This window comes from Streptomyces sp. NPDC054847 (genome assembly GCF_053610925.1).
The window spans coordinates 1-9,658 of sequence record NZ_JBSGZJ010000275.1; the positions used below are offsets into that span (position 1 = coordinate 1).

The 9,658-nt window shown below is 71.6% G+C and carries 8 protein-coding genes; 5 read left to right on the top strand and 3 right to left on the bottom strand.

What is annotated here, in order from left to right; translation table 11 throughout:
• Nucleotides 1-15: 15 nt before the first annotated feature.
• The gene (locus ACWGH4_RS23695) at nucleotides 16-3,825 is read right to left on the bottom strand and encodes an ABC transporter ATP-binding protein (RefSeq protein WP_453464190.1); all 3,810 of its coding nucleotides are present in this window, start codon (nucleotides 3,823-3,825) and stop codon (nucleotides 16-18) included.
• Between the two features lie 152 nt (nucleotides 3,826-3,977).
• Between ACWGH4_RS23695 and ACWGH4_RS23700 the strand changes: the two genes are divergently transcribed.
• The 3 genes from ACWGH4_RS23700 to ACWGH4_RS23710 all read left to right on the top strand — a co-directional run bounded on the left by ACWGH4_RS23700 (nucleotide 3,978) and on the right by ACWGH4_RS23710 (nucleotide 5,669).
• Complete coding sequence (locus tag ACWGH4_RS23700; protein WP_453464193.1) at nucleotides 3,978-4,490, top strand: nuclear transport factor 2 family protein; 513 nt, start codon at nucleotides 3,978-3,980, stop codon at nucleotides 4,488-4,490.
• A gap of 222 nt (nucleotides 4,491-4,712) precedes the next feature.
• Nucleotides 4,713-5,135, top strand: a complete 423-nt coding sequence (locus tag ACWGH4_RS23705; protein WP_453464196.1) for a DUF4259 domain-containing protein — start codon at nucleotides 4,713-4,715, stop codon at nucleotides 5,133-5,135.
• A 120-nt stretch (nucleotides 5,136-5,255) separates the two neighbouring features.
• Nucleotides 5,256-5,669, top strand: a complete 414-nt coding sequence (locus ACWGH4_RS23710; RefSeq protein WP_453464199.1) for a YybH family protein — start codon at nucleotides 5,256-5,258, stop codon at nucleotides 5,667-5,669.
• 151 nt (nucleotides 5,670-5,820) lie between these two features.
• Here the strand turns inward: ACWGH4_RS23710 and ACWGH4_RS23715 are convergent, their stop codons facing one another.
• Nucleotides 5,821-6,567, bottom strand: coding sequence for an ABC transporter permease (locus ACWGH4_RS23715; protein WP_453464202.1), 747 nt, complete (start codon nucleotides 6,565-6,567; stop codon nucleotides 5,821-5,823).
• 2 nt (nucleotides 6,568-6,569) lie between these two features.
• Nucleotides 6,570-7,505: an ATP-binding cassette domain-containing protein gene (locus ACWGH4_RS23720; protein WP_453464205.1), complete on the bottom strand. Its 936-nt coding sequence runs from the start codon at nucleotides 7,503-7,505 to the stop codon at nucleotides 6,570-6,572.
• A gap of 118 nt (nucleotides 7,506-7,623) precedes the next feature.
• Here ACWGH4_RS23720 and ACWGH4_RS23725 point away from each other — a divergent pair, with 118 nt between their 5' ends.
• Complete coding sequence (locus ACWGH4_RS23725) at nucleotides 7,624-8,802, top strand: sensor histidine kinase (RefSeq protein WP_453464209.1); 1,179 nt, start codon at nucleotides 7,624-7,626, stop codon at nucleotides 8,800-8,802.
• A gap of 4 nt (nucleotides 8,803-8,806) precedes the next feature.
• Nucleotides 8,807-9,457 (top strand): response regulator, encoded by a 651-nt coding sequence (locus ACWGH4_RS23730; RefSeq protein WP_441263120.1) that lies wholly within the window; start codon nucleotides 8,807-8,809, stop codon nucleotides 9,455-9,457.
• The last annotated feature ends 201 nt before the right edge of the window (nucleotides 9,458-9,658 follow it).

The window sequence follows — 9,658 nt, forward strand, 5'->3', positions numbered from 1 at the left end:
GCGGATCCGCCGGCGTCACACCGTCGCCGGCTCGTCCTCCCCTATGTCCTCCGTGCCCTCGCCGACGAACGTGCGCCACAGGGCGGCGTAACGACCGTCCAAGGCGAGGAGTTCGTCGTGGGTGCCGTCCTCCGCGACCCGGCCGTGGTCCATCACGACCACGCGGTCCGCACGGGCGGCGGTGGTGAGCCGGTGGGCGACGACGAGGGTCGTACGCCGGCCGGTCAACCGGTCCGTCGCCTGGTTCACCTGGGCCTCGGTCGCGAGGTCCAGCGCCGCCGTCGCCTCGTCGAGCAACAGCACGTCCGGGTCGACGAGTTCGGCGCGGGCCAGGGCGATCAGCTGGCGCTGCCCCGCGGAGAGGTTGCGGCCGCGCTCCGAGACCTCGTGGAGGTAGCCGCCCTCGAGCGTGGCGATCATGTCGTGCGCGCCGACGGCCCGCGCGGCCGCCTCCACCTCGGCGTCACTCGCGCCGGGGCGGCCGTAGGCGATGGCGTCACGGACGGTGCCGGAGAAGAGATACGCCTCCTGCGGGACGACGCCGAGGCGGTGCCGGTACGCGGTCAGGTCCAGCTCGCGCACGTCCTTGCCGTCGACGGTGACCCGGCCGCTCGTCGGGTCGTAGAACCGGGCCACGAGCTTGACCAGCGTCGACTTGCCGGCGCCCGTCTCCCCCACGAAGGCGACGGTCTGCCCGGCGGGGATGCGCAGATCGACGCCGGTGAGAGCCTCCTCCTCGTCCCCGTAGGCGAACGACACCTCCTCGAAGCCGATGTCGCCGCGCAGTGCCCGCACCGGGTGCGGCTCGGCGGGCGTGAGCGTCGAGGCCGGCTCACGCAGCAGTTCCTGCACGCGGCGCAGTGACACGGCCGCCTGCTGGTAGCCGTCGAAGACCTGCGAGAGCTGCTGCACGGGCGCGAAGAACAGATCGATGTAGAGCAGATAGGCGACCAGCGCGCCCGTCGTCAGAGTGCCCGCCTCGATCCGGCCCGCGCCCACGATCAGGACGGCGGCGGTGGCCACCGACGACAGCAGCTGCACGAACGGGAAGTAGATCGAGATGAGCCACTGGCCACGCACCCGGGCCTGGCGGTAGCTGTCGCTGCGGGCCGCGAAGCTCTCCCGGCCGGTGCGCTCGCGGCGGAACGCCTGCACGATCCGCAGACCCGAGACGGACTCCTGAAGGTCGGCGTTGACGACGCTGATGCGTTCACGGGCGAGTTCGTACGCCTTGACGCTCTGCTTGCGGAAGAAGTACGTGCCGACGATCAGGACGGGCAGTGTCGCGAAGACGACCAGGGCGAGTTCCACGTCGATGACGACGAGCGCGACCATGATCCCGAAGAAGGTGACGACCGAGACGAACGCGGTGACCAGGCCCGTCTGCAGGAACGTGGACAGCGCGTCCACGTCCGTCGTCATCCGCGTCATGATGCGGCCGGTCAGCTCACGCTCGTAGTAGTCGAGCCCGAGCCGCTGGAGCTGCGCGAAGATCTTCAGACGCAGCGAGTACAGCACCCGCTCACCGGTGCGGCCCGTCATCCGGGTCTCGCCGATCTGCGCCGCCCACTGCACCAGCACGGTCGCCAGTGCGAGCAGCGAGGCCGCCCACACGGCGCCGAGCGCCACCTGCTCGACGCCTTCGTCGATGCCGTGCCGGATCAGGATCGGCAGCAGCAGGCCCATGCCGGCGTCGACGGCGACCAGACCGAGGCTGACCAGCAGCGGCAGTCCGAAACCCCGCAGCACGGCCCGCAGCCTGCCGCCCTCGCCGGCGGTTGCGCCCGCGGGCTCCGGGCGGGTGGCCCGCGCCTCGTCGATGTCGGGGGTGTCGGTGGCCGGGGGCAGCGCCTCGACCTGGGCCAGCAGCTCGGGCGTCGCGCCCGGCTCCTCCTTCGCCTCTTCCGCGTTCTCGTCCCGCGCCCACAGCCGCGGCGTGATGCCGCGCTCCACGTCGAACTCGGCGTCGAGCTCGTCGCGTACGGTGCGGTCCTCGTCCGGTTCGGGGGCGGCCTGCCGCACGATGTGGCCGGGCGAGACGCCGCCCAGCTCGTCCGGGTCGGTCAGCAGCCGCCGGTACAGCGCACAGCGCTGCTCCAGCTCCTGGTGCGTGCCGATGTCGGCGAGCCGGCCGCCGTCGAGCACGGCGATGCGGTCGGCGAGGTTCAGGGTCGAACGGCGGTGAGCGATCAGCAGCGTCGTACGCCCGGCCATGACCTGCTTGAGCGCTTCATGGATCTCGTGCTCGACCCGGGCGTCGACGGCCGAAGTGGCGTCGTCGAGCAGCAGCAGCCGCGGATCGGTGAGGATGGCGCGGGCGAGCGCGATGCGCTGGCGCTGGCCGCCGGAGAGGGTGAGGCCGTGCTCGCCGACCTTGGTGTCGTAGCCGTCGGGGAGCTCGGCGATGAAACGGTCTGCCTGGGCGGCGCGGGCCGCCGTCTCGATCTCCTCCTGCGTGGCTTCCGGGTACCCGTACGCGATGTTGGCCCGGACGGTGTCCGAGAAGAGGAAGCTGTCCTCCGGTACGAGGCCGATGGCCGCCCGCAGCGAGTCGAACGTCAGCTCCCGCACATCGTGGCCGCCGACCAGCACGGCGCCGCGGGTGGCGTCGTAGAAGCGGGGAAGCAGCAGCGAGACGGTGGACTTGCCGCTGCCGGACGCACCGACGACGGCCACGGTCTCACCAGCGGCGATCTCCAGCGAGAACCCGTCGAGGACCGGCTTGCCCTCCGCGTACTCGAAGCTCACGTCGTCGAACTCGACGGTGGCCGGGGCGTCGGCCGGCAGCTCCTTCGTGCCGTCCTTGATGGCCGGCTGCGTGTCGATCAGGTCGAAGACCCGCTCCACACCGGCCCTGGCCTGCTGGGCGACGGTCAGCACCATGGCCAGCATCCGAACCGGGCCCACGAGCTGCGCGAGATAGGCGGAGAAGGCGACGAACGTACCGAGCGTGATGTCGCCCTTCGTGGCCAGCCAGCCGCCCAGCGCCAGCATCGCCACCTGCCCGAGGGCCGGGACGGACTGCAGCGCGGGGGTGTACTTGGAGTTCAGCCGGATGGTGCGCATGCGCCCCGCGAAGAGCTTCCTGCTCACGTCGCGCAGCTTCTGCGTCTCCTGCTCCTCCTGCCCGAAGCCCTTCACGACGCGCACACCGCTGACCGCCCCGTCGACCACCCCGGCGACGGCCGCGGCCTGGCTCTGCGCGTACCAGGTGGCCGGGTGCAGCCGGGTGCGGCTGCGTTTGGCGATGACCCACAGGGCGGGGGCGACGGCGAGCGCGATCAGTGTCAGCGGCAGGGACAGCCACGCCATGACGACGAGGGAGATGCCGAACAGCACGAAGTTCCCGATGGTCATCGGGAGCATGAAGAGCAGCCCCTGGATCAGCTGCAGGTCGCTGGTGGCCCGCCCGACGACCTGCCCGGTGGACAGCTCGTCCTGCCGCCGCCCGTCGAGGCGGGTGATCGTCCCGTACATGTCCGTGCGCAGGTCGTGCTGCACGTCGAGCGCCAGTCGCCCGCCGTAGTAGCGCCGGATGTACGTCATCACGTACACGGCGAGGGCGGCGGCGATCAGCAGCCCGGTCCAGGTGTTCAGCGAGCGCGTCTGCGCGGTGATCACGTCGTCGATGACGACCTTGATGATCAGCGGTACGAGCGCCATGACGGCCATGCCGCCCAGCGACGAGCCGAGAGCGAGCACGACGTTGAGCCGGTACCGCCAGGCGTACCCGGACAGCCGCCGTGCCCACCCTTGCGCTGCTGGTGCCGCCGCCACGTGATGCCTCCCCGTCGAAACCGCTGCCGGCCCGTCCGACCTGATCATCGGATCCGATCGCGGGCCTGATCTTCCGGAAGGCACCAACGCGGCAGCCGACGGATTTCATCCCTCCGCGCCCCGTCGGCACCAAAGACCGGTCCAGGGTCCTAGGACCTGGCCTTGACCTCAAGCGCGCTTGACGTAACAGGCTCGCCCGCATGGACACCGACACCGACATCGAACAGATGCGGCGCGAGCTGCGCGCCCTGGCCGACCGTGCCGAGATCGCGGATCTGCTGGACCGTTATCTGCGGTCCCTGGACGAGGGGCCACTCGACGAGGAGTGGGCCCGCGCCTTCCACACGGAGGACGTCACCGCCGAGATGCCCGTCGGCACGGTCCGCGGGCGGGACGCGCTGCTGACCACCGTCCGGCGGGCGATGGCCCTCTTCGAAAGGACCGTGCATCTGGGGAGCAACACGGTCATCGAACTCGACGGCGACCGCGCCACGGCCCGCGGCGCCCAGCTCAGCACGCATGTCCTGGCGGACGGCTCTGAAGACGTCTTCGTCTCCGCCGGTCACACGGAGTCCGAGCTCACCAGAACCCCGGCCGGCTGGCGCATCTCGGCGACCACCCTGCGCGTGGCGTGGACACGGGGCACGCCGCCCGACGTGGAGTCGGGGCTGACGGTGGAGTCGGGGCCGAAGCAGGCGGGTGAAGCGCCCTGACAACCGTCCGGACCTGGCGGACGACGGGGCGGGGTGTACGGGCATGGTGCCGAGGTGCGGTCCCTGCGTCGCGGGACGACATCGGCGACTCGTCCCGACACCGCCGGACCGGGATGCGTACCGGCCGAAGACGGCGGCCGCATTGTCAGTGGGCCCTGCCACGCTACGCGTACGTCGACGCGTTCGACGGCACGAGCCATCAACAGGACGACGAGGAACACCATGGGCACCTGGGACATCGGGCACTTCGACAACGACACCGCCGCGGACTTCTCCGGGACGCTGGACGACGCGGCCGAGAGCGAGCGTCCCGGCATCTTGCGCGAGGCGCTGCTGCGCGTCGTCGGAACCGACGACTACCTGGACAGCGACGAGGCGGCCGAAGCGGTGGCCGCCGCGGCGCTGGTCGCCGCGCAGTGTCCCGGCGGGGAGGCCGTGACGACGCCCTACGGCCCGGACGAGCCCGTCCCCGCGCTGCCCGCCGACCTGCGGTTGCTCGCGGTCGAGGCACTCGACCGGACGCTCAGGAAGCCGTCGGAGCTGATGGAGCTCTGGGACGAGACCGCTGCCGGTCCGGCGTGGCGGGCGGGCATGGCCGGGCTGCGGGAGGTACTGGCGGGGACCGGCCCCTCCACCCACGGCTGACACGCCCGCGCTCCCGGACTCACCGGAGCGCGCCGGTTCTCGCAGGGGCCGATGAGTCGGGCTCTGTTCAGGAGTCTGTCCTGGTGCAGGTCCGTACACCAGGCACGAGGAGTGAGAGCCATGGCCGACGACGAAGCAGAGATCCGGAGCCTGATCGAACGGTGGGCCGAAGCGGTTCACCGGGGTGACCTGCCGGAAGTGCTGGCGGATCACGCCGACGACATCGTGATGTTCGACGTGCCGCCGCCTCACGACGGTGTCCGGGGCATCGACGCCTACCGCGAGACATGGCCGCCTTTCTTCGAGTGGCAGGCGCAGGGCGCCTCGTTCGAGATCGTGTCGCTCGACGTCACCGTCGGCGGGGACGCCGCCTTCGCGTACGCGCTGCTGCGCTGCGGAACGCCCAAGGAGCTGGCGGAGCACCCGGAGAGCCGCCTGCGGCTGACGGTCGGGCTGCGTAAGGAGAAGGGACGCTGGGTGGTCGCGCACGAACACCATTCGTTCGCGGACACGACCACCGACAGTGGCACGTAAGAGCGTTACGCCGCTGCGACGGGGCGTGGCGGGGCAGGTACGCACCCACCACACTCCGGCGCGATGTGAGGAACGGCGGTCCGGCGGCCTCATCCGCCGCCGCGGGCCGGGTCATGACCGGCCGGGGCGTGACCGGCCGCCGTGACCGGCCTCAGGCGTCCCGTCGAGTCAGCCGCCGGCCGCCCACCCACAGCGCCGCCGCCACCCAGAGGACCAGGACGCCCGTCCCCGTCCATGGGTCCAGCGGGCCGTCCGGGTGCTGGAGCAGGATCTGCTGGCCCGCGCGGTCCGGGAGGAAGTCGACCCAGCCGCCGCCCTGCGAAACGTCTCCCAGCACGAACGACAGCATCAGCAGAAACGGGATCAGGATGCCCATGACCGCCGGCGCGCTGCGCAGCGCTGCCGCGAGCCCGGCCGCGAACAGGGTGATCAGCGCCAAGTAGAGCCCGCATCCCACCACGGCCCGCAAAGCGCCCGGCCTGCCTATGCCCACGCCGCGGTCGCCCAGGGCCGCCTGCCCCAGGACGAAGCACGTGGTGCTCGTGATCAGACCGACGCCGAGCACCAGCAGGCCCACGACCGTGAGCTTGGCCGCGTAGAACACGCCCCGGCGCGGGACGGCGGCCAGCGATACGCGGATGGCTCCGGTCCGGTATTCGCCGGCGACGGCGATCGAGCCGAAGCAGATCGCCGCGATCTGACCGAAATTGAGGCCGGAGAGCGAGGTGCGGACAGGGTCGAACCCTCGTTCGGCAGCCTCCTCGGCGCCGAGTGTCGCGCAAATCAGGACGGAGAAGCCGACTGTGGCCGCGAAGACGGCGGCGAGCGTGACGCACTGGGAGCGCACCGACCGGATCTTCAGCCACTCGGAGTGCAGTACGGGGACGACGGACGGCATGGTCAGGCCTCCTGGGCGGCAGTGGCGGGCCGGGCGGTCGTGTACTCGGCCTCGTCGGCCGTGAGAGCGAGGTATGCGTGCTCCAGCGAGGGCTCCTCGCCGGCCAGTTCGAGAATGGGAATGCCTTCCTGGGCGGCGAGCGGCCCGATGTCCTCGACCCGGGCACCCTCGACTGTCCACCGCCCGTCCGCACCCTCGGCCGGGTGGAGGCCCCTGGCCATGAGGAGTGCACGCAGCCGGGCAGCTTCGGTGGTGCGCAGCCGGACCCTTGGCGTCGTCCATGCGTCGATGAACTCCCGCATGCCGGTGTCGGCGAGCAGTCGGCCCCTGCCGAGCACCACCAGGTGGTCGGCGAACGAGGCCGTCTCGCTCATCAGATGGCTGGAGACGAGGACGGCCCTGCCCTCGCCGGCCAGTTCCCGCACGAGCTCCCTGATCCAGATGATGCCCTCGGGGTCCAGCCCGTTCGACGGCTCGTCGAGCATCAGCACCGCCGGGTCACCGAGCAGGGCCGCCGCTATGCCGAGCCGCTGGCGCATGCCGAGGGAGTACGTCCTGATCCGCCGGCCCGCCGCACTCGCGATGCCCGCCTGTTCCAGCACCTCGTCCACACGACGGGCCGGTATCCGCGCCGCCGCGGCGAGGATGCGCAGATGGTCCCGGCCCGCGCGGGAACCCACAGCTGCCTGCGCGTCGAGCAGGGCGCCCACGTGGCGCAACGGCTGGTCGATCTCCGCGTACGGGCGGCCGCCGATGGTGGCCGTGCCCGACGTGGGCCGGTCCAGGCCGAGGACGAGGCGCATGGTCGTCGACTTCCCCGCGCCGTTCGGGCCGAGGAAGCCGGTGACCCTGCCGGGGCGGACACGGAACGTGAGCCCGTCCACGGCGCGCCTGTCGCCGTACTCTTTCGTGAGTTGTGTGACGTCGATGCTGGTCATGGCAATCAGCCTCGCCGCCGGGCAGGGCCGGCGGCCTCCCCCGCCGGAGGAGACCGTCTCCCCCGTGAGGGGGAGCCGTCACGGCGGGTGCCGCTGGCACGATGACGGAATGCTCCACGTGCTCCGCTTTCTGCGCCCGCTGACCCGTCGGATCACCTACACCCGCTGGCTGCACCTGTTCATCGGCACCGTCGTCATGGGCGTGTGGCTGTTCATCGACACGAAGCACCTGTACGTGCCCGTGCTCGCGCTCGGTCTGCTCGGGTTCGTCCCGGCGATGCGGCTCGTCGAAGGTCTGCAGGCCCGGCTCCTGCTGTCGCCGTACGGATACAAGGACGACTCGTCCGGTATCGCCGTCTCGTCCTCTGTCACCTGGGCGGACCGATGGCGGACGGCCCTGTGGCTGGAGATACGCCTCGGCCTGGGGCTGTTCACCGGAATGCTGACGGTGCACCTGCTCGGCGCGTCGATCGACCTGGCCGGCTTCGCCGTGGGCGAGCAGCCCGATTCGGGCTCGATGGTCCCGCTGCCCTCGGGCGGCGGCCACTGGTGGTACGCGCTGCTCACGCCACTGCCGCTCATGGTGCTCCTCGCCGCCGTCGTGGGCCTCGGGGAGCTGATCACCGCTGTCGCCCTGCGCCTGCTGGGCACGTCGGCGGCGGAGCGGCTCACCGCCCTGGAGGAGCGCACGGAGCAGTTGCTGGAGCGGAACCGCATCGCCCGGGAGTTGCACGACTCGATCGGACACGCGCTGACCGTGGCGGTGGTGCAGGCGGGCGCGGCGCGGGCCGCAGGGGACAGCGAGTTCACCGAGCGGGCGCTGGCCGCGATCGAGGAGACCGGCCGCGCGGCACTGGACGACCTGGAGCGCGTGCTGGAAGTGCTCCGCGAATCGGGACAGCCGGTCGGCAGCCGCCCCACGCTCGCCGACGCCGACCGGCTGCTGGAGTCGGCGCGGGCGTCCGGCGCGGAGGTGCACGCCGAGGTGACGGGTCCGCTGACGCTCGTACCGGGTCCGGTGTCCCGGGAGGGGTACCGCATCGTCCAGGAAGCGCTGACGAACGTGCTGCGGCACGCGGGCCCGGTGCCCACCCGGGTGCGGATCGCCGTCGCCGACGGCCGGCTCGACCTGGAAGTCGTCAACTCGCTGGCCGGCCCAGTCACTCCCACCGCTCGCGGCAGTGGACTGCGCGGTATACGGGAGCGTGCGGCGCTGCTCGGGGGAAAGGCCACGAGCGGTCCGCACGAGGACAGTTGGAGGGTCAAGGTGGGGCTGCCGCTCGACGGCATACGCTGAACGTGTGCCGATCACCGTGCTGCTTGTCGACGACGAACCTCTTGTACGGGCGGGGCTTCGTGCCGTGCTGGAGGCCCAGCCGGACATCGAGGTGGCCGGCGAGGCCGCCGACGGGGCCGCGGTGATCCCGCTGGTGCGTCAACTTCGGCCGGACGTGGTGGCGATGGACGTGCGGATGCCGTTGATGGACGGCATCGAGGCGACCCGTGCCGTGCTGCGCACGGTCGACGCACCACCGAAGATCCTGGTGGTCACGACCTTCGAGAACGACGAGTACGTGTACGAGGCGCTGCGCGCGGGTGCCGACGGTTTTCTGCTCAAGCGGGCACGCCCGGCGGAGATCGTGCATGCGGTGCGGCTGGTCGCCGAGGGAGAGTCGCTTCTGTTCCCCGCGGCTGTACGCGCACTGGCCGCCGAGTACGGCAATTCGGCGGCGCGCACGGCGATGGAACGGGCCGCGCTGACCGAGCGGGAGGCCGCCGTCCTGCGGCTGATGGCGCGCGGGCTCTCCAACTCGGAGATCGCGGCGCAGCTGTTCGTCGGCACGGAGACCGTCAAGACCCATGTCAGCGCGGTGCTGGCCAAACTGGGCGCGAGGGACAGGACGCAGGCGGTCATCGCCGCCTACGAGTCGGGCTTCGTCGCACCGGCCTGACCTCGGTCCCGCCGCCCGGCGAAGACCAGGGTGGCGGGAGCAGGACGGCGGGATCAGAGTGGCGGGAGCAGGACGGCGGTCAGAGTGGCGGGAGCAGGACGGCGGTCAGAGTGGCGGGCCAGGACGGTTACCGCAGCCGGGCGCGGCCGGCCCCGGCACCCCCGGCCGCGGCCGGCCGTCACCGCCCCACGCCCCCTGCAG